The organism is Saccharomonospora sp. NPDC046836, assembly GCF_040645195.1.
Taxonomy (GTDB): Bacteria; Actinomycetota; Actinomycetes; order Mycobacteriales; family Pseudonocardiaceae; genus Prauserella_A.
In genome coordinates this window covers 1-19,406 of the sequence record NZ_JBEYXW010000036.1, presented here as the reverse complement: position 1 = coordinate 19,406, position 19,406 = coordinate 1, and the positions used below count along the sequence as shown (strand labels likewise).

Genomic DNA, 19,406 nt, shown 5'->3' with positions numbered 1-19,406 from the left:
CTGACCGACGAGCTCGGCGCCGAGGTCCCACTGCGAGGCGCCCCGAGTCGGGTGGTGTCGCTCGTCCCGTCGCTCACCGAGGCCGTCGAGGCGACCGTGCCGGGGGTCCTCGCCGGGGCGACCGACTACTGCACCCACCCGCCCGCGCTGGCCGTGCCCAGGATCGGCGGGTCCAAGTACCCGAAGGTCGACGCGGTCCTGGACCTGCAGCCGGACCTGGTGCTCGCCAACTCCGAGGAGAACCGGCCCGAGGACGTGGCGCGGCTGCGCGAGGCCGGAGTGCCGGTGTGGGTCATGGCGGCACCGGCGAGCGTTCCCGCGGCGCTGGCGTCGCTGCGGGCGGTGTTCACCGGCGTGTTCGGTGTGGCCGCCCCGGGCTGGCTCGCCACAGCGGAACGGCTGTGGCAGGACGCCCGTCCGGAACGCGCGCGGGCGGTCGTCCCGGTGTGGCGCAAGCCGTGGGTCGTGCTGGGCCGCGACACCTTCGGCGGCGACGTGCTGCACCGCCTCGGCATCGCGAACGTCTACACCGGACACACCGATCGGTACCCGCGCCCGAAGCTGGCTGAGCTCCGGGCGCGGTTCACCGACGGGGAGGCCGACCTGCTGGTGCTGCCGGACGAGCCGTACGAGTTCACCGAGGGTGACGGCCCCGAGGCTTTTCCCAGCGTGCCTTACGTGCTGGTCTCCGGCCGGTACCTCACCTGGTACGGTCCGTCGCTTGTGGACGCTCACCGCACGCTGGCGGAGGCCTTCACAGCGGCAGGCCGGTCAGCACGGTGACCCGTTCCTCGGTGAGATCTGCCATCGCGGCGGCGGGCCCCTCGCGGCCGACACCGGAGTCCTTCACCCCGCCGTAGGGCATCTGGTCGGCGCGGAAGCTCGGCACGTCCCCGACCACCACGCCGCCGACGTCCAGCGATGCCGAAGCCGCGAACGCGGTGGGCAGGTCGCGGGTGAACACGCCGGCCTGCAGGCCGAAGCGTGAGGCGTTGACCAGCCGGAACGCTTCCTCCACCGACTCCACCCTGTTGACGGCGACGACCGGGCCGAACACCTCGTCGGCCAGCACCGACACGTGCTCCGGCACGTGGGCCAGCACAGTGGGCGCCACCGACGCACCCTCGCGCTCACCACCGAGGTGGCGGTGGGCGCCCGCGGCGACGGCGTCGGCCACCCACGACTCGACGCGCTGCGCCGCAGCCGTGTTGATCAGCGGGCCGACGTCGGTATGCGGCGAACACGGGTCGCCGGTGCCCATCGCGCGTACCTTCTCGACCACCCGGTCGGCGAGCTCGTCGTAGACCGCGGCGTGCGCGTACACCCGCTGTACGGAGATGCAGGACTGCCCGGCCTGGTACATCGCGAACGTGGCGATCCGCTCCGCCGCGTGGTCCAGATCCGTCCAATCCGGACAGACGATGACCGCGGCGTTTCCGCCGAGCTCCAACGTGACGTGCTTGCGCGGCACGGCGTCCCGGATACCCCACCCCACGGGCACGGAGCCCGTGAAGGACACCACGGGTAGCCGCGGATCGGACACCAGCAGCGCGGCCTGGTCGTTGTCCACCGGCAGGACCGACCAGCTACCGGCCGGGAGCTCGGTCTCGGCGAGCACCTCGCCGAGCGCCAGCGCCGTCAGCGGGGTGGCCGGTGCGGGCTTGAGCACGATCGGCGCGCCGACCGCGATCGCCGGCGCCACCTTGTGTGCCACGAGGTTCAGCGGGAAGTTGAACGGGGTGATGCCGAGTACCGGGCCACGCGGGACGCGCCGGATGAGCGCGAGCCGCCCCGTCGAACCGGGATCGGTGTCCAGCCGCTGCAGCTCACCGGAGAACCGCCGAGCCTCCTCCGCGGCCCAGCGGAAGGTCGAGCAGGCCCTGCCGACCTCGGCGCGCGCCCACTTGATCGGCTTGCCGGACTCGGCGGTGATGAGCTCGGCGAGCTCCTCGGCCCGCTCGGAGAGCCTGCGCGACACGTGGTCGAGCGCTCCGGCGCGCACGTGTGCGGGCAGGCCGGCGGCCTCGGCGCGCACCTCGTGTGCGGCGGCCACGGCGGCCTCGATGTCCGCGCTGGTCGGCACGGCATGCGTGCCGGCCACACTGCCGTCGTAGGAACTCCGGACGGTGACGGTGCTACCGCTACTGACCGGCTTACCGGCGATCCAGAAGGGAACGCTCATCGGGTGGCCTCCTGCCGGATCGCCTCGGCCAGCACCGTCAGCCCTTCGTCGAGCAACTCGGCCGGCAGGGACAACGGCGGCAGCAGCCGCACCACGTTGCCGTAGGTGCCGCAGGTCAGCACGATCACACCCGCGGCGTGGCAGGCGGCGGCAACACGCTGCGCCAGCGCGGCATCCGGATTCGTCGTACCCGGCTCGACGAACTCCGCGGCGAGCATCGCGCCGCGGCCCCGCACGTCGCCGATCACCCCGGTCTCCGTGGCGAGCGCACGCAGCCGCGGCAGCACCGTGTCGCCGATCCGGCGCGCCGCCGCGGCGAGGTTCTCGGTCCGCATGGTCTCGATGGCGCCGAGTGCGGCGGCACACGCGATGGGGTTACCGCTGTAGGTCCCACCGAGACCGCCCGTCGGCACCGCGTCGAGCAGCTCGGCCCGCCCGGTGACGGCGGCGAGTGGTAGCCCGGCCGCGATGCCCTTCGCCGTGGCGACGAGGTCAGGGACCACGCCCTCGTGGTCACTGGCGAACCAGTCGCCGGTGCGGCAGAACCCGGTCTGGACCTCATCGGCGACGAACACGACGCCGTTGTCGGCACACCAGCGCGCGAGGGCGGGCAGGAAGCCCGGCGCTGGCTCGATGAACCCGCCCTCACCCTGGATCGGCTCGATCACCACGGCGGCCACCGTGTCGGCGCCGATCTGCTTCTCGATCTTCCCCACCGCGTCGGCCGCGGCCTGCTCGCCGGTCAGTCCCGGCACGTCGCGGAACGGGTAGGACCCGGCCACGCGGTAGACCTCGGGTGCGAACGGGCCGAAGCCGTGCTTGTAGGGCACCGACTTCGCGGTGAGCGCCATCGTGAGGTTCGTCCGCCCGTGGTAGGCGTGGTCGAACACGACCACCGCCTGCCGCCCGGTGGCCACCCGCGCGATCTTGACGGCGTTCTCCACGGCCTCCGCGCCGGAGTTGAACAGTGCGGAGCGCTTCTCGTGATCGCCGGGAGTCAGCTCAGCCAGCGCCTCGCACACCTCCACGTAGCCCGCGTAGGGGGTGACCATGAAACACGTGTGCGTGAACGCGCCCGCCTGCTCGCGCACCCGATCGACGACGGCAGGCACCGAGTGCCCCACGTTGGTCACCGCGATACCGGAACCGAGGTCGATGAGGGTGTTGCCGTCGGCGTCGGTGAGCAGCCCACCGCTGGCCGAGGTGATGTAGACGGGCAGCACCGAGCTGAGCCCGGCCGCGACAGCACTCGCGCGGCGCTGCTGCAGGGCCCGCGAGGCGGGGCCGGGGATCTCCGTCCGGAGCCGTCGATTCGTCGTCGTGGCGGTCATGACCTCAGCATGAGCCGCTGCCCGTACGACGTCAGCCTGCCGAACTGTCCACTTCAGGGCATACAATTCGACATTGTGGCACTCACCCTGCGCGGCCTCGTGGCCCAGCGCTCGCTCGGTCTGCGCGTGCTGGCCGGGCACACCGCGCTGGACACGGAGATCTCCTGGGTCCATCCGACCGAGCTCGCCGATCCGACCGCGTTCCTCGACGGGGGTGAGCTGCTGCTGACGACGGGGCTCGCGCTCGACGAGGAGCCGCCAGTCGACTACGTCGGCAGGCTGGTCAGCAAAGGGGTTGCCGGAGTCGGCTTCGGCATCGGGCTGAGCCACGACACGGTGCCGGCAGGCCTGGTGGCGGCGGCCGATGCCGCAGGGCTTCCGCTGCTGGAGGTCGCCGTTCCGACGCCGTTCATTGCGATCACCAGGGCGGTGTCCTCGGCGCTGGCCGCCGATCGGTACGCCGCGCTGGTCCGTACCGGACGCGGTCAGCAGGAGCTCACGAGAACAGCGCTGCGGCGCCGCGGTCCGGGGGCGCTGGTACGCAAGCTGGCGCAGCTGATCGATGGCTGGGTGCTGCTGCTCGACGGTGTCGGCACCGTGCGCGAAGCCGCCCCTGCCGCGGCCACCGCGCTGGGCGGGCAGGTGCGGGCCGAACTGGACCGGGTGCGGTCCGGGGCCAGGGTCGTCACCGTCGACGGTGCCGAGGCCGTGCTGCAGGCCCTCGGCACCAGGGCACGTGGCTTCCTCGCGGTGGGCAGGCCCTCCCGGCTGGACGCGGCCGACCAGCACATTGTGGCCACCGCCGCGGCGTTGTTGTCGTTGTCGCTGGAGCGGGACCGTACGCAGGGTGCGGCACTGCGTGGCCTGCGTACTGGGCTGCTGGAACTCCTGCTCGCGGGTCGCACGGAACTGGCACTGGGCACGATCGAGCGAGTCTTCGGTGCCGCCCCCGCCGCGCCGTGGCCCGTGGTGGTGTTCACCGGTGCGGCGCAGGCGAGGGCCACCGCGGTCGATGTGCTGGAGACCGAGGGGGAGCCGGTGTTCTTCGCCGAGCTGGCCGGAGCCGTCATCGTGCTGGGTGAGACGCCCGCGGTCACGCAGCTGCCGAACCGGATTCCGGGCCTGCACGCCGGGATCTCAGCGCCCACAGTGGACACTGGTTCCGGTTACCGCCAGGCCCTGCGGGCCGCCGAGGCCGCACACGCGCGCCGCGTGCCGCTGGTCCGCTTCGCCGACCACGCCGCGGGCGGCCTGCTCGGCCTGCTCGACCCGCAGACCGCACGTGCCTTCGCCGACGACCTCCTCGCCCCGCTGCGCGGGCGCGGCGAACTGGAGACGTCCCTGCGCTGCTGGCTTGCCCACAATGGACAGTGGGACGGTGCCGCGACCCGGCTCGGCGTGCATCGGCACACACTGCGCAACCGGATGGCCAAGGTGAGCGAGCTGCTCGACCGGGACCTGGACTCGCCGGGTGTGCGCGCCGAGCTGTGGCTTGCCTTGCAGGTGGCGGACCTGACCTAGAGCCCGGCGAAGGAGTCGGTGGCCGCCCGCAGGCTCGCCAGTATGCCGGGGTCGGTGATGGCGTGGCCTGCCCTGTCCAGCAGCACCAGCTGCGAACCCGGCCAGGCCTGCTGCAGCTCGTAGGCCGTCACCGGCGGGCAGACGGCGTCGTAGCGGCCCTGCACCATGATCCCCGGAATGCCGGCCAGCTTGGCGGCGTCGCGGATGAGCTGGCCGTCATCGAGCCAGGCGCCGTGTGTGAAGTAGTGCAGCGCGATGCGCGCGAACGGCACCGCGAACGCCGGAGCCTGGTAGCTGGCTCGGTAGCCCCGTTGCGGCAGCACCGAGACGATCGCGCCCTCCCAGCCGCTCCAGGCGACCGCCGCCCGCTGCCTGGTCGCCGGGTCGGGGTCGTCGAGCAGTGCGCGGTACGCGGCGAGCAGGTCGTGCCGCCGCGGCTCGGGTACCGGCGCCAGGTAGTCGGCCCACTCGGCGGGGAAGAGGTTCGCCGCGCCACCGCAGTAGAGCCAGTCGAGTTCGCTGCGCCGGGCGGTGAAAACGCCACGCAGCACGATCTCCGTCACCCGCTGCGGGTGTGTCTGGGCGTAGGCCAACGCGAGCGTGGCGCCCCAGGACCCACCGAGCAGCAGCCACCGATCGATCCCGAGGTGCTCGCGCAGACGTTCCAGGTCCGCCACCAGGTGCCAGGTGGTGTTGGCGGCGAGGTCGTGTGCCGGATCGCTGACATGGGGCGTGCTGCGGCCGGCGCCGCGCTGATCGAACTGGACGATCCGGTAGGCAGCGGGATCGAAGTGCCTGCGGCCCAGCGGGTTGCTGCCGCTCCCGGGCCCGCCGTGGATGACCACGGCGGGCTTGCCGTCCGGGTTGCCGCTGACCTCCCAGTAGACGGCCTGGCCGTCCCCGACGTCGAGCATTCCGTGTGCGTACGGCGTGATCGCCGGGTAGACCTCAGCCATGCCGACACTGTGTCATGCAGTCTCAGTGGAACGTGTGCTCCGGCGCGGGGAACTCGCCGCGCCGCACCTCGTCGGCAAACGCTTGCGCCGCCCCGGTGAGCACGCCGGCCAGATCGGCGTAGCGCTTCACGAAACGCGGCGCCTTCGCCCGGCGCAGCCCCGCCATGTCCTGCCAGACGAGCACCTGTGCGTCGCAGTCCGGTCCGGCGCCGATACCGACGGTCGGGATGTGCAACTCATGCGTCACTCGTTTGGCGGCTTCGGCGGGCACCATCTCGAGTACGACCGCGAACGCTCCGGCTTCCTGCAGTGCGACAGCGTCGGCGACCAGGTCCTCGGCGGCGGCGCCGCGGCCCTGCACCCGGTACCCGCCGAGGTTGTGCTCGCTCTGCGGGGTGAAACCGATGTGGCCCATCACCGGCACCCCGGCCGCGGTGAGCGCCTTGACGTGCGGCGCGAACGCCCGCCCGCCCTCGAGCTTCACCGCGTGGGCCCGGCCCTCCTTCATGAACCGCACGGCCGTCTCCAATGCCTGCTCCGGCGAGAGCTGGTAGGAGCCGAACGGAAGGTCGGCGACGACCAGCGCGCGCTTGGCCGAGCGGGTCACCGCCCTGACCAGCGGTAGTAGCTCGTCCACCGTCACGGGCAGCGAGGTGTCATAGCCGAACACGTTGTTCGCCGCGGAGTCCCCGACGAGCAGCACCGGAATCCCGGCCTCGTCGAAGAGTTCGGCGGTGTACATGTCGTACGCGGTGAGCATGGGCCACGGCTCGCCGCGCTCCTTCAGCTCACGCAGGTGATGGATGCGGACCTTCTTGCGCGGCGTACCCGCCTGCGCCGAAGGGCCGGAACCGTAGGGGGCGGCTACCTCGCCTGCCCTGTTGCTGGGCACGGACATCGTTGTCGACCGTCCTTCCCTCGAGGCCTGCGACGAGGTCCCCGGGTCGTGGATCGTTACCGCTAGAGCGTGACACCGCCGGACGGCCAGTCCCAAGACCGTTGGGACCAGCTTCACACGGGAGTCGAGCGAATTCTTGGCTTCCCGGGCGGGAGCCGGCGTGATATTTACATCGCCATGCCGTCGGTACTCCACCGCCAGCCCACCCTGGTGGGTGTCCACGTGGCGAGCGTGGCGTTGGTGGCCGTCGGCATCGCCGGGCACCTCGGCTGGGTGCTCGAGTTCTTCGTGGACACCGGGCTGTCGCCACTGCACGCGGCCACGAACGACCTCACGGCCCGCGGGCAGCCCCATCGTGACCTGTTCCGGACCTTCGAGATCGTCGCGGGAGTCGCGTTCCTACTGGCAGGCCCGCCGCTGCTGCGCTTGGCGCCCGTGCACTGGAAGGCGCGGACGACCGTGGTCGTCGTGTGCGTGTTCGGCGTGCTGCTGTTGGCCCGTGCTGTGTTCACGCTGGACTGTGCGGCCTCGGTCAGCGACATCTGCCGGCAGCGGACCGGGGTCTCCAAGGCGCACCACGTCAACTTCGCTGCCTCCGTTCTGCTCAGCCTGCTCTACGTCCTCGGCCCGCTGAGCCTGCTGCTGTGGTGGGAAGGCCCCTGGCGCGTCATCCCGCTCGCCGTGGTCGTGCTGGAGACACTCGCGTGGCTGGCGGTCGTCGTCCTGACCTCGCTGGGGCCGAGGCACTTCGTGGGCCTCGCCGGGCGGGTGCAGTTGCTGGGTGTGACCGTGCTGCTGGGCGTGGGCGCGGTCTACCTGCTCACCACCGGGCGCAGTGTCCGGATGCGGTGGAAGGAGCGCGGCGAATGAGGGAGGTACCGGCATGCCCGGGATGATCGGTCCGGTCGCCGACGAGCGCGAGGCCCTGCTCGGCTACCTCGCACAGCAACGTTACGTCCTCTGCCTCGCCGCCTACGGCCTCACCGATGAGCAGGCGAGGTCGACGCCCACGGTCAGCGCGCTCTGCCTGGGCGGGCTGATCAAACACGTCGCGGCCACCGAGCGCGGCTGGCTGGGTACGGTGCTGGGCCGTCCGCCCGAGGACGGGGGCGATCTCCGGCTCGCGCCGGGGGAGACGCTCGCGGACGTGATCGGCGAGTACGAGATCGTGGCCACCGAAACCGAGGAGATCATCGCCGGGATCGACGATCTCGGCAGGGCGGTGCCGGTGCCGAAGGGTGTGCCGTGGTTTCCCGACGACGTCGAGGCCTGGTCGGTGCGCTGGGTCCTGCTGCACCTGATCGAGGAGACCGCCCGGCATGCCGGGCATGCCGACATCATCCGTGAGTCCATCGACGGTGCGACCGCCTTCCCGCTCATGGCGGCGGCGGAGGGATGGCCCCAGACACCCTGGCTGACGCCCTGGAGTTACAGGTCGAACAGCGTCGGCTCCTCCAGCTGAACGCCCTCGATCGCGAGCATCCGTAGCTTCGTCGCCGTGCCGCCGCGCGCAGAGAACCCGCCGGTCTTTCCGCCTGCAGCGACGATCCGGTGGCACGGCACGATCGGGGCGAACGGGTTGCTGCCGAGCGCCTGCCCCACCGCGCGCGCCGAACCGGGGTCGCCGAGCTGGGCGGCGATCTCGCCGTAGGTCATGGTCGAGCCGGGCGGGATGGCGCGGGCGACCTCGTAGACCCGCGCGTGGAACGGCGGCACCCTGCGCAGGTCCAGCGGCACCGCGGCGAGCCCGCCGGGCGTTTCCCCGCGCAGCAGGGCGGTGACGCCATCGATCGCGTGCCTGGCGAACGCGGGCGGCGGCTGCTCGACGGCGTCCGGGAACGCTGTTCGCAGGCGCGTGCGAGTCCGTTCCTCGTCACCCTCGGGCAGTGTGCTGCCGATGACCGCGTGCTCGTCCCAGGCGATGCCGCAATGGCCGATCGCCGTCTCGAACACCGCGAAACCCAGTCCCACCACGAATGCCGACGCTACGCCAGCGGTACGACATTGGGGGCGGGCCCGCTATCGCGAGTGGGTCTCTCGCCAGGCGTTGGTGATCGGCAGCCTGCGGTCCCTGCCGAACGCCTTGAAGGTGATCTTCGTACCCGGCGGGTACTGCCTGCGCTTGTACTCGGCCTTGTCCACCATGCGCACGACGCGGTCGATCACCTCGGCGTCGAAGCCCGCGGCGAGTAGGTCGGCGTAGCCGCGGTCGCCCTCGACGTAGTCGTCGAGGATGTCGTCCAGCAGCGCGTAGTCCGGCAGCGAATCGGTGTCGAGCTGGCCTGGACGCAGCTCCGCCGACGGCGGCTTGCTGATCGAGTTCTCCGGGATCGGCGGCGTTTCACCGCGCTTGTCCGCCTCGGCGTTGCGCCAGCGGGCGAGATCCCAGACGTGGGTCTTGAACACGTCCTTGATCGGCGCGAAACCGCCGACGGCGTCGCCGTAGATCGTCGAGTAGCCCACTGCCAGCTCGGTCTTGTTCCCGGTGGCCAGCACGAGGTGACCCTCCAGGTTGGACAGTGCCATGAGGAGCATGCCGCGCACGCGGGCCTGGATGTTCTCCTCGGCGAGGCCGGTGCCGGCCAGTGACAGCTGGTCGACGTACACCCGCACCATGCCGGCGACCGGTTCCACGCGGAAGTGGCAGCCCAGCCTGCGGGCCAGTTCCGCGGCGTCCGACCGCGAGTGCTCCGACGAGTACTCCGACGGCATGGCGACACCGTGCACGGCGTCAGGCCCGAGCGCGTCCACCGCGAGCGCGGCCGTCACCGCCGAGTCGATCCCGCCCGAGAAGCCGAAGATCACCGAGTGGAAGCCGTTCTTGCGCACGTAGTCACGCAGGCCGAGCACCAGCGCCGACCACACTTCGGCCTCATCGGACAGCGGCTCGCTGATCGTGGGCGCGGCCAGCGGTTCGTAGGCGGCCAGCGGTTCCGTGCCGAGAACCCGGCGGGTCACCCGCAGGTCCGCGAACTCGCCTTCCGCCGAGTGGCCGCCGGAAGGCAGGTCGAGGTCCAGCACGAGCAGGTGCTCGACGAACTGCGGGGCACGGGCGAGCAGGTCACCGTTCGCGCCGACGACGATCGAGTCGCCGTCGAAGACGAGGTCGTCCTGGCCGCCCACCAGGTTGGTGTAGACGATGGGCGCACCGGCCTCCTTCGCGCGGCGCGCGACCAACGGCAGCCGGACGTCGTCCTTGGACCGTTCGTAGGGCGAGGCGTTCGGCGAGACGATCAGGTCGACGCCGGCCTCACCGAGCGCGGTGACCGGGCCGCCGTCCTGCCACAGGTCCTCGCAGATCACCATGCCGATGTCGAGACCGTGCAGCCGGACGACGTCGAGTGTGTTCCCCGGCTTGAAGTTGCGCCGCTCGTCGAACACCCCGTAGTTGGGCAGGTGGTGCTTGAACTGCGTGGCCACGACCTGGCCGCCGTGCAGTGCCGCGGCCGCGTTGCGCGGGCCGACCTCGTCCGCGTCGAGATAGCCGACGTAGGTCAGCATGTCGCCGCAGCCCGCCTCGGCCAGCAGCCCCGCGAGCGTGTCGACCTGCGCCCTTGACGCCTGCGCGAACGCCTTGCGCAGCGCGAGGTCCTCGACCGGGTAGCCGGTGAGCGACATCTCCGGGAAGACCGTGACGTGCGCACCGGCCTCCGCGGCTTTACGTGCCCAGTCGAGCATCAGGTCAGTGTTGCTCGCCAGGTCCCCGACCGTGGGGTTGACCTGGGCCAGTGCGATGCGCAGTTGCGGCATGACGCCATTCTCGCGCACTGTCAGCTGCGCTTCTTGCGGAGCAGGCCACGTACCTTCTTCAGCGCCTGCTCGGCGTCGGAGTCGAAGGGGTTGTCCTGCACCAGGTAGGTCCAGGTGGACGTCGGCCTGCGGACGCCTGCCTTCGCCAGGTCGACACCGTCTTCGGCGATCTCGGCCTCCACCAGCGCCTTCGCCGCGCGCTTCTCGGCCTCCGCGCGGATCTTGTGGAACTCCGGGATCGCTGCGCGGTGGAACTCGTCCAGCGGCGTCTCCCGCGCCATGGCCCGGAGGTGAATGGTCTCCCGCACGTCGGTCAGGAACGCCAGGTGGTCGGCCCACAGCTGGTCGAGGTGGAACAGCAGGATCTCCCGGCACACCCGCACCTGGGTTTCCTCGTCCAGCGACTCCGCCAGCTCCGCGTGCCGGTCCTGCTCGGCCTTGGCCAGTAGCTCGCTCGCGGCCTCGGTGCACAGCACCTCGTCGCGCCAGGTCAGCAGCTCGGCTCGCTGGTGCTCGATGAGCCGGGTGTAGCGCCAGGTGTTGCGGTGGATCTCCAGGTCGACGCCCTCGGCGACGCGCTGCGCGTGGTTGATCTGGCGATGCGCCGTCTGGTCGGTGACCTCACCGGTCTCGTCGTCGGCTTCGATGCCGTCCGGAACGTCCGGGGCGTTGGCGAGGACGAGCTCGTCGTTGAGGCTGGCGAAGAACACCGAGCTGCCAGGATCGCCCTGCCGCCCGGCGCGTCCGCGCAGCTGATCGTCGAGCCTGCTGCTCGGGTACCGCGCGGTTCCGATCACGTGCAGGCCGCCCAGCTCGGCCACCCGCTCCCGGTCGGCACCGTCCGCGCCGCCGAGCCTGATGTCGGTGCCCCGGCCTGCCATTTGGGTGGACACCGTGATGGTGTCGTACTTGCCTGCCTCGGCGATGATCGCCGCCTCTTCGGCGTCGTTGCGCGCGTTCAGCACGACGCACGGCAGGCCGGCCTTGGCGAGCTTCTCCGCGAGCTCCTCCGACTCGGCCACGTCCTGGGTGCCGACGAGGATCGGCCGCCCCGTGTCGTGGACGGTGCGGATCTCCGCGACGATGGCCCGCAGCTTGTGTCCCGGCGAGGCGAAGATGCGGTCCGGCGCGTCCTCGCGGACGTTCGGCGTGTTCGGCGGGATCACCGCCACCTCGAGCTGGTAGAACTCGCGCAGCTGCTCTGCGATCGCCACCGCGGTACCGGTCATCCCCGCGACCTGCGGGTAGCGGGCGATCAGCGCCTGCACGGTGATCGAGTCGAGGATCTCGCCGTGGTCGGACGGGGCCACCTGCTCCTTCGCCTCGACGGCGGCCTGCAACCCGTCAGGCCAGCGCTGAAGTTGCGCGACCCGGCCGCGCGAGGCGTTGATGAGCTGCACCTTCCCGTCGCGCACGAGGTAGTCGACGTCCCTGGTCAGCAGGGCGTGCGCATGCAGCGCGACGTTGACCGCGGCGAGCCGGTCCGAGCCGGCCTCCTCGTAGAGGTCCACCCCGCCGAGTGCCTTCTCCACCACCGAGGCGCCTGCCGAGGTGAGCCACACGTTGCGCCCGTCCGGGTCGGTCTCGTAGTGCAGTCCCGCCCGTAGGCGCCGGACGATGTTGGCGACCTCCTCGTCCGCGACGCCCGCGTCCACCGAGCCCGCCATCACCAGCGGCACCCGCGCCTCGTCGACCAGCACGGAGTCGGCCTCGTCGACGACCGCCACCTCCGGCTTCGTCTGCACGAGCTCGGCCTCCGCCGTGACCAGCCGGTCCCGCAGGACGTCGAAGCCGATCTCACTGACCGCGCCGTAACACACCTCGGCGGCGTAGGACTTCCGGCGTTCCTCGGTGCTCAGCGACGGCTCGACCCAGCCGACCGACACCCCCAGCAGCTCGTAGACCGGGCGCATCCATTCGGCGTCGCGGCGGGCGAGGTAGTCGTTCACCGAGATGACGTGGACCCGCTTGCCCTGCAGGGCGTACCCGGCCGCGGCGAGCGCACCGGCGAGCGTCTTGCCCTCACCGGTCTGCATCTGGACGATGTGGCCGGTCAGCAGGCCCATGGTGCCGAGCAGCTGCACGTCGAACGCCCGCTCGCCGAGGCCGCGCCGCGCCGCCTCCCTGCCGAGCGCGCACAGCTCGACCAGCTGCGTGTCACCGAAGGAGTCCGCCTCCCGCAACGCCGCCGCGGCTTCGGTGAGCTCAGCGTCGCTGAGCTTCTCGCAGTCCGGCTCCCGCTCTTCGACAGCGGGCAGCAGCGCTTCGTAGCGCGTCAGCTCCACGCTGGCCGGGCGCTGGATGATCCTGCGCAGCCGCTTGCCCACCCGGCTCATCAACGCCACCCGTGATCTCCTATCTCCATCCCCGCGACGCCCAACGCAGTGCTGGTGCCTGGGAGTTCCTGTGCCGGTGGCACGATCGACGTTGTGCCCGCACTGGAACGCTACCTGTCCCTGGCCGCCTGTCTACTTCTCGTGACGGGGTTGGCCGCCTGCACCTCCGAACCCGCCTCCGAGCCGACCGGCCCCGCCGGGCCAGTCCCCGCCGGGCTCGAGCGCTACTACGGACAGTCGCTCGATTGGGGCCCGTGCCAGCCCTACGCGAAATCGGAGCGGGCCAGATCCACGTTTCAGGGTGAGGGACTGGAGTGCGCTCGGCTGACCGTGCCGCTCGACTACACCAAGCCACAGGGCACCACGATCACCATCGGCGTTCTCCGCCAGCGGGCCACCGATGCCGGCGACCGGATCGGCTCCCTCGTCCTCAACCCGGGCGGTCCCGGCGCTTCGGGCATGGAGGCGGCTGCCGTCTTCGCGCCCGGCGTGGCGAACCGGCCACTGGGTGAGCGCTTCGATCTCGTCGGGTTCGATCCGCGTGGGATCGGCGCGAGCGAACCCACCGTGCAGTGCCTGACCGGTCCTGAGCGCGACACGGAACGCGCCGAGGACATCGAGGTCGACGGCACCCCGTCCGGGGTGCGGGCGCAGGAGGCGGAGCAGCGCGACTTCGCGCAGAAGTGCGCGCAGCGCACCGAGTACGGCAACAACATGCTGGCCCATGTCGGCACCCGCGACGTCGTGAAGGACATCGACGTGCTGCGCTCGGTGCTCGGTGACCAGAAGCTGACCTACCTCGGCTACTCCTACGGCACGCGCATCGGCTACACCTACGCCGAGACCTTCCCCGGCAACGTCCGCGCGCTCCTGCTCGACGGCGCCCTCGACCCCGAGCAGGACCTGGTGGACTCCACCGTGGCGCAGGGGGCGGGCTTCGGTAAGGCGTTCGGTGAGTTCGCCTCGTGGTGCGCGCAGCAGCAGGACTGTGCCCTCGGTACGAACCCGGCCGATGCCACCAGGGCCTACCAGGACCTCACCCGGCCCCTGATCGACGATCCCGTCCAGGTCGGCGACGGGCGCAGGCTTTCCTACCAGGACGCCACGACCGGCACGATCCAGGCCCTCTACACCTCGCAGCTGTGGTCACAGCTGAACTCGGGGCTGAACGAGCTGAAGCAACAGCGCGGCACGGCGTTGATGGCGCTGGCGGACATGTACAACGAGCGCGGCACGGACGGCCGGTATGCGACAACGCAGGATGCGTTTGTCGCGGTCCGCTGCGTTGACGATCCGAGGGTGACCGACAGGAACGAGATCATCGAGGCGCAGCGCCGCTATGCGCAGGTCGCCCCGTTCCTCGACCCAGGAACGCCGCCGTCCTCGGCGCGCGATGCGTGCAACTTCTGGCCGGTGCCGAACACCTCCGAACCGGGTCAGCCGGACGTCCAGGGCGTGCCGCCGACACTGGTGATCTCGACGACGAACGACCCGGCGACCCCGTACCAGGCGGGGGTGAACCTCGCCAAGGCCCTGCACGGCAGGCTGCTGACGTTCGAGGGGACCCAGCACACCGTGTTCCTGCAGGGCAACGAGTGTGTGGACACCGCAGGCACGGACTACCTGGTCGACGGCACCCTCCCCGCCGACGGCACCCGCTGCTAGCTGGTGGGGCTCGCGGCGGTGGACACCGGCTCGTTGTGCTTGGACAGGGCCAGTTCGAGCATCACCGAGCCCGCGCTCTCCTGTCGCGGCGGCACCTGGACCCAGACCCGCATGAGGTTGCGGTCGGCCGCCTCGCTGACCCAGAACTTCACGTCGACGTCGGCCTGGATGCCCGGAATGAACGCGGAGACGACCTCGCGGGACAGCTTGCCGGTGACCCGGTAGGTGGGGAGGTCGTCGAGGTCCTCCTTGGTCTCGGTCTTCAGGTTCGTCGCGTGGCTGAGCAGCTGGTAGAGCCCGTGCTCGGGGCTGAGCAGCCGGGCGGGGCTGAGCTGTTCCGGCACGGGCCGCTCGGTGCGGTCGCCGTCCTGGTCGGTCAACCGCAGGCGGTCGCCGGAGAGCACGAACTGGTACAGCGTCCTGTCGGTGAGCTGCTGCACGTCGGCGTCACCGCGGGCGTAGCCGTGCTCACCACCGGAGCGCATCGCGACACCATCGACTGCCCGTAGCGTCAGGCCCGGGATCGCACCGCTGACCCGGAAGTCGAACGCCACGGTGTTCAGCTCACGCAGGCTCTCCGCCGATGCCTCGACCAGCGACGTGCCGTCGGGCAGTTCCTCCCCGGCGCCCCCTGCCGAGGTACACCCGGCCAGCAGGGTCCACACGAGTACGACGACGAGCATGATCCGCCGGGACACCATGGCAGCTACGTTAGCGGGACGTTTCGGTCGTCTCCCGCACGCCTCCTGCTCGCTGGGAGAACGTGCGCCGGTAGGCGAGCGGCGACACCCCGATCGCCGCGTTGAGGTGCTGGCGCAGCGACGCCGCGCTGCCCAGCCCTGCCGCTGCCGCAACCTGGTCCACCGCCAGGTCCGTGGTCTCCAGCAGCTGCCGCGCGTGCAGGATCCGTTGCCGGGTGAGCCAGGTGTGCGGTGGCAGGCCGGTCTCCTCGCGGAAGCGCCGGCTGAACGTCCGCACGCTCATCCGCGCGTGCCGGGCGAGGACGGCGAGGTCGAGCCGCTCGCTGAGCCGTTCGAGCGCCCATGCCCGAGTCGGCGCGGTGCTGCCGGCCCTCGGCTCGGCGAGCGGCCGGTCGATGTACTGCGACTGCCCGCCGTCACGCCAGGGCGGTACGACGCAGTACCGCGCTGCGACATTGGCGACCTCGCTGCCGTGGTCGGTGCGGATGACGTGCAGGCACAGGTCGACCCCGGCGGCGAGTCCGGCCGAGGTCAGCACGTCACCGTCGTCGACGAACAACACGTTCTCGTTCAGGCGGACTTTCGGGTACAGCGCGCGGAACTCCTCGGCCCTCCGCCAGTGCGTGGTCGCCGGCCTGCCGTCGAGCAGTCCCGCGGCGCCGAGCACGAAGGCGCCGGTACAGATCGACATGATCCGTGCGTGGTCCGGGATGCGGGCCAGCGCACGCGCAATGTCGTCAGGCAAGGTGCCCTTCTGTCGCGGACCGATGACATGAGTGCCCGGGATGATCACCGTATCCGCGTCGTCCAGTGCCTCGGGGCCGTGGTCGAGCACGGCGGTGTAGCCGGAGCTGACCCGCACCGGCCTGTCGTCGACGCCACAGATCCGGACGTCGTAGAGCTGCTGACCGTCCCGCTCGGCCGACCTGAAGATCAGCGGCGGAATGTGCAGGTCGTACCCGACGACTTCCTCGATGGCCAGAACCACAACGCGGTGCATGGCCAAATCCTGGCACATATTGGCATTCTTGCCACTCGTGTGTGGTGCCGGTGTTGACCAAGCTGTCCGGGTGACCGAAGTTCGAACCGTCGTGCGTCGCTCTCGCCGGCTGCATTGGGCCTGGCCTGTCGCGTTCGCGGCGTTCGTCGCGCTGGTCGGTGCCGCCGGGTTCCGGTCGGCGCCGAGCGTGCTCATCGATCCGCTTCACGAGGAGTTCGGCTGGTCCCGCGGGACCATCTCCGCCGCGGTCTCGATCAACCTCCTGCTGTACGGCTTCATCTCGCCGTTCGCGGCCGCGCTGATGGAGCGGCTGGGCATGCGCCGCGTTGTCGCGGGAGCGCTCGTTCTGGTGTCGGCCGGCAGTGGGCTGACCGTGTTCATGACGGCGAGCTGGCAGCTTCTGCTGTGCTGGGGTGTCCTCGTCGGAACCGGCACCGGCGCCATGGCGCTGACCTTCGTCGCCACGGTCACCAGTCGGTGGTTCGTCCGGCACCGTGGGCTGGTCAGCGGGATCCTCACCGCGGCGGGCGCGGCTGGTCAGCTGATCTTCCTGCCGCTGATCGCCATGCTGGCCACCGATTACGGCTGGCGCCCCGCATCGCTGACCGTGGCGGGTGCGGCGCTGGTTGTCGTGCCGATCGTGCTGCTCCTGGTGCGCGATCGGCCGTCGGACGTGGGCACGACGGCCTACGGCGCGGACCCCGGTGCCCCGGTGGAGACGGTCGCCGCGCCCGCGACGGGTACTGCCGCCCGCGCGTTGACGGTGTTACGGGACGCCGCGAGGACGCCGGTGTTCTGGTTGCTCGCCGGCGGTTTCGCCATCTGCGGTGCCTCGACCAACGGCCTCATCGGTACCCACTTCGTGCCGGCCGCGCACGACCACGGGATGTCGCACACCACGGCCGCGGGGCTGCTGGCGCTGGTCGGCCTTTTCGACATCGCAGGCACCATCGCATCGGGCTGGCTCACCGACCGGGTCGACCCGCGCTGGCTACTCGGTGCGTACTACACGCTGCGCGGTGCGTCGCTGCTGATCCTGCCTCACCTGTTCGCACCGACGACCGAGCCGCCGATGTGGGCCTTCATCATCTTCTACGGGCTGGACTGGGTGGCGACGGTTCCGCCGACGGTCGCGCTGTGCCGGCAGCGATTCGGTCTCTCAGGCCCGATCGTCTTCGGCTGGGTGTTCGCATCGCACCAGGTGGGCGCTGCCATCGCCGCGTTCGGAGCCGGGCTGACTCGCGACCAGCTCGGCAGTTACGACCTCGCCTGGTACGTCGCGGGTGGCCTGTGTGCGCTCGCGGCACTCATGTCGATGAGGATTCGCCCGATCGAGCAAGGAACCCCGAAACATTGAGTTAACACGGCGCGCATAGGGTCGCGAGCATGGATCGCCAGCAGGAGTTCGTGCTGCGCACGCTGGAAGAGCGCGACATCCGTTTCGTGCGGCTGTGGTTCACCGACGTGCTTGGTTTCTTGAAGTCGGTGGCCGTCGCTCCGGCGGAGCTCGAAGGGGCCTTCAACGAGGGCATCGGCTTCGACGGTTCCGCCATCGAGGGGTTCGCACGGGTCTACGAGTCGGACATGGTCGCCAAGCCCGATCCGTCGACCTTCCAGGTGCTGCCGTGGGAGACGCCGGAAGGCGGGCACTACTCGGCGCGGATGTTCTGCGACATCGCGATGCCCGACGGTTCGCCGTCGTGGGCCGACCCGCGGCATGTGCTGCGCAGGCAGCTGTCCAAGGCGGGAGAGGCCGGGTTCACCTGCTACGTGCATCCGGAGATCGAGTTCTTCCTGCTCGCGAACCTGCCCGAGGACGGCCGCCCGCCGGAACCCGCTGACAACGGCGGCTACTTCGACCAGGCGAGCCACGCCACCGCGACCCATTTCCGCAGGCACGCCATCGAGGCGCTCGAGGCGATGGGCATCTCGGTGGAGTTCAGCCACCACGAGGGCGCGCCAGGGCAGCAGGAGATCGACCTCCGCTACGCCGACGCGCTGACGATGGCCGACAACGTGATGACCTTCCGGTACGTGGTCAAGGAGGTCGCGCTCACCCAGGGTGTGCGGGCGAGCTTCATGCCGAAGCCGTTCAGCAACCAGCCGGGTTCGGGCATGCACACGCATGTGTCGCTGTTCGAGGGAGATCGCAACGCCTTCTACAGCCCCGAGGACCCGTACGAGCTGTCCGAGACGGGCAAGGCGTTCGTCGCGGGGCTCCTGCACCACGCACGGGAGATCTCGGCGGTCACGAACCAGTGGGTGAACTCCTACAAGCGCCTGATCCGGGGTGGTGAGGCCCCGACGACCGTGTCCTGGGGCCGGGCCAACCGCTCGGCGCTGGTCAGGGTGCCGATGTACTCGCCGGGCAAGGCGTCCTCGCGCCGCGTGGAGATCCGCACGCTCGACTCCGCGTGCAACCCGTACCTGGCGTACTCGGTGATCCTGGCCGCGGGGCTGAAGGGCATCGAGAAGGGCTACGAGCTGCCGCCGGCCGCCGAGGACAACATCTGGACGCTCTCGGATTCGGAGCGCAAGGCCGCTGGGTACGCCGAGCTGCCGCAGAACCTGGGCGAGGCGCTGATGGAGATGGAGCAGTCCGAACTGCTGCCGGAAGCACTCGGCGAGCACGTCTACGACTTCTTCCTCCGGAACAAGCGCGTCGAGTGGGACAACTATCGCAGCGAGGTCACCCCCTACGAGCTGCGCACGCTGTTGCCGATGCTGTGAAAGAGGGTCCTGACCTGCTGTTTCGCGGTTAAGGCACCCCCCTGTTTCACCCCTGTTGGAGACGTGTAATCTTTTGTTCGTCGCCAGGAGCGGCCGGGACGAGCGGGTTGACACCGCGAAACGAACCGGGTAACGTTGCTGGTCGGCCCTGAAGCGGGTCAACCTTCCGAGCACAAGTCCGAGAGACAAATGCAATGGGGTTGTCCAGCGCTTCGGGTCAGCAGGCTGGAAAGACATTTCAGCGTGTTGTTTGAGAACTCAACAGTGTGCTAGTGAACTAAGCCAGTAGAGCTTTGTTTTTATGCCCCTTTGTGGGTTTCTTTGAGATTGACTGTT

General features: G+C 70.3%; 16 protein-coding genes. 7 read left to right on the top strand and 9 right to left on the bottom strand.

What is annotated here, in order from left to right:
* The gene (locus tag ABZ863_RS28955) at positions 1 to 783 is read left to right on the top strand and encodes a helical backbone metal receptor (RefSeq protein ID WP_358542101.1); all 783 of its coding nucleotides are present in this window, start codon (positions 1 to 3) and stop codon (positions 781 to 783) included.
* On the opposite strand, the gene ABZ863_RS28950 is transcribed toward ABZ863_RS28955, so the two are convergent.
* Entirely contained in the window at positions 755 to 2,182 is a 1,428-nt protein-coding gene (locus tag ABZ863_RS28950; RefSeq protein ID WP_358541995.1) for an aldehyde dehydrogenase family protein, read from the bottom strand. The genes ABZ863_RS28955 and ABZ863_RS28950 overlap by 29 nt on opposite strands.
* Positions 2,179 to 3,513 (bottom strand): 4-aminobutyrate--2-oxoglutarate transaminase, encoded by a 1,335-nt coding sequence (gabT, locus tag ABZ863_RS28945; protein WP_358541993.1) that lies wholly within the window; start codon positions 3,511 to 3,513, stop codon positions 2,179 to 2,181. The genes ABZ863_RS28950 and gabT overlap by 4 nt, the downstream gene beginning before the upstream one ends.
* A gap of 9 nt (positions 3,514 to 3,522) precedes the next feature.
* Here gabT and ABZ863_RS28940 point away from each other — a divergent pair, with 9 nt between their 5' ends.
* Positions 3,523 to 5,034: a PucR family transcriptional regulator gene (locus ABZ863_RS28940; RefSeq protein ID WP_358541991.1), complete on the top strand. Its 1,512-nt coding sequence runs from the start codon at positions 3,523 to 3,525 to the stop codon at positions 5,032 to 5,034.
* Here the strand turns inward: ABZ863_RS28940 and pip are convergent.
* Both pip and panB read right to left on the bottom strand, forming a co-directional pair.
* Positions 5,031 to 5,990, bottom strand: a complete 960-nt coding sequence (pip, locus tag ABZ863_RS28935) for a prolyl aminopeptidase (protein WP_358541989.1) — start codon at positions 5,988 to 5,990, stop codon at positions 5,031 to 5,033. The two genes, ABZ863_RS28940 and pip, sit on opposite strands and share 4 nt — an antisense overlap.
* Positions 5,991 to 6,012: 22 nt before the next feature.
* The gene (panB, locus tag ABZ863_RS28930) at positions 6,013 to 6,888 is read right to left on the bottom strand and encodes a 3-methyl-2-oxobutanoate hydroxymethyltransferase (RefSeq protein ID WP_358541987.1); all 876 of its coding nucleotides are present in this window, start codon (positions 6,886 to 6,888) and stop codon (positions 6,013 to 6,015) included.
* A 177-nt stretch (positions 6,889 to 7,065) separates the two neighbouring features.
* Between panB and ABZ863_RS28925 the strand changes: the two genes are divergently transcribed.
* Positions 7,066 to 7,758: a DUF998 domain-containing protein gene (locus ABZ863_RS28925; RefSeq protein ID WP_358541985.1), complete on the top strand. Its 693-nt coding sequence runs from the start codon at positions 7,066 to 7,068 to the stop codon at positions 7,756 to 7,758.
* Between the two features lie 13 nt (positions 7,759 to 7,771).
* Positions 7,772 to 8,350 (top strand): DinB family protein, encoded by a 579-nt coding sequence (locus tag ABZ863_RS28920; RefSeq protein WP_358541983.1) that lies wholly within the window; start codon positions 7,772 to 7,774, stop codon positions 8,348 to 8,350.
* Here the strand turns inward: ABZ863_RS28920 and ABZ863_RS28915 are convergent.
* From ABZ863_RS28915 to secA2, 3 genes are read right to left on the bottom strand one after another with little or no spacing between them, the layout of a single operon-like run.
* On the bottom strand, positions 8,317 to 8,862 hold the full coding sequence (locus ABZ863_RS28915) for a methylated-DNA--[protein]-cysteine S-methyltransferase (protein WP_358541981.1): 546 nt from the start codon (positions 8,860 to 8,862) through the stop codon (positions 8,317 to 8,319). The two genes, ABZ863_RS28920 and ABZ863_RS28915, sit on opposite strands and share 34 nt — an antisense overlap.
* Positions 8,863 to 8,907: 45 nt before the next feature.
* The gene (locus ABZ863_RS28910; RefSeq protein ID WP_358541978.1) at positions 8,908 to 10,638 is read right to left on the bottom strand and encodes an NAD+ synthase; all 1,731 of its coding nucleotides are present in this window, start codon (positions 10,636 to 10,638) and stop codon (positions 8,908 to 8,910) included.
* A gap of 20 nt (positions 10,639 to 10,658) precedes the next feature.
* On the bottom strand, positions 10,659 to 12,983 hold the full coding sequence (gene secA2 / locus ABZ863_RS28905) for an accessory Sec system translocase SecA2 (protein WP_358541976.1): 2,325 nt from the start codon (positions 12,981 to 12,983) through the stop codon (positions 10,659 to 10,661).
* A gap of 132 nt (positions 12,984 to 13,115) precedes the next feature.
* Between secA2 and ABZ863_RS28900 the strand changes: the two genes are divergently transcribed.
* On the top strand, positions 13,116 to 14,639 hold the full coding sequence (locus ABZ863_RS28900) for an alpha/beta hydrolase (protein ID WP_358542099.1): 1,524 nt from the start codon (positions 13,116 to 13,118) through the stop codon (positions 14,637 to 14,639).
* Here ABZ863_RS28900 and ABZ863_RS28895 read toward each other — a convergent pair.
* Complete coding sequence (locus ABZ863_RS28895) at positions 14,636 to 15,340, bottom strand: LppX_LprAFG lipoprotein (protein WP_358541974.1); 705 nt, start codon at positions 15,338 to 15,340, stop codon at positions 14,636 to 14,638. The two genes, ABZ863_RS28900 and ABZ863_RS28895, sit on opposite strands and share 4 nt — an antisense overlap.
* A 10-nt stretch (positions 15,341 to 15,350) precedes the next feature.
* Positions 15,351 to 16,340 carry a helix-turn-helix domain-containing protein gene (locus ABZ863_RS28890; RefSeq protein WP_358541972.1) on the bottom strand — a complete coding sequence of 330 codons (990 nt, stop codon included), beginning with the start codon at positions 16,338 to 16,340 and terminating at the stop codon, positions 15,351 to 15,353.
* On the opposite strand from ABZ863_RS28890, the gene ABZ863_RS28885 reads away from it, so the two are divergent.
* Positions 16,339 to 17,697 (top strand): MFS transporter, encoded by a 1,359-nt coding sequence (locus ABZ863_RS28885; protein ID WP_358541970.1) that lies wholly within the window; start codon positions 16,339 to 16,341, stop codon positions 17,695 to 17,697. The genes ABZ863_RS28890 and ABZ863_RS28885 overlap by 2 nt on opposite strands.
* A 29-nt stretch (positions 17,698 to 17,726) precedes the next feature.
* Positions 17,727 to 19,070 (top strand): type I glutamate--ammonia ligase, encoded by a 1,344-nt coding sequence (glnA, locus tag ABZ863_RS28880; RefSeq protein WP_358541967.1) that lies wholly within the window; start codon positions 17,727 to 17,729, stop codon positions 19,068 to 19,070.
* Positions 19,071 to 19,406: the final 336 nt, after the last annotated feature.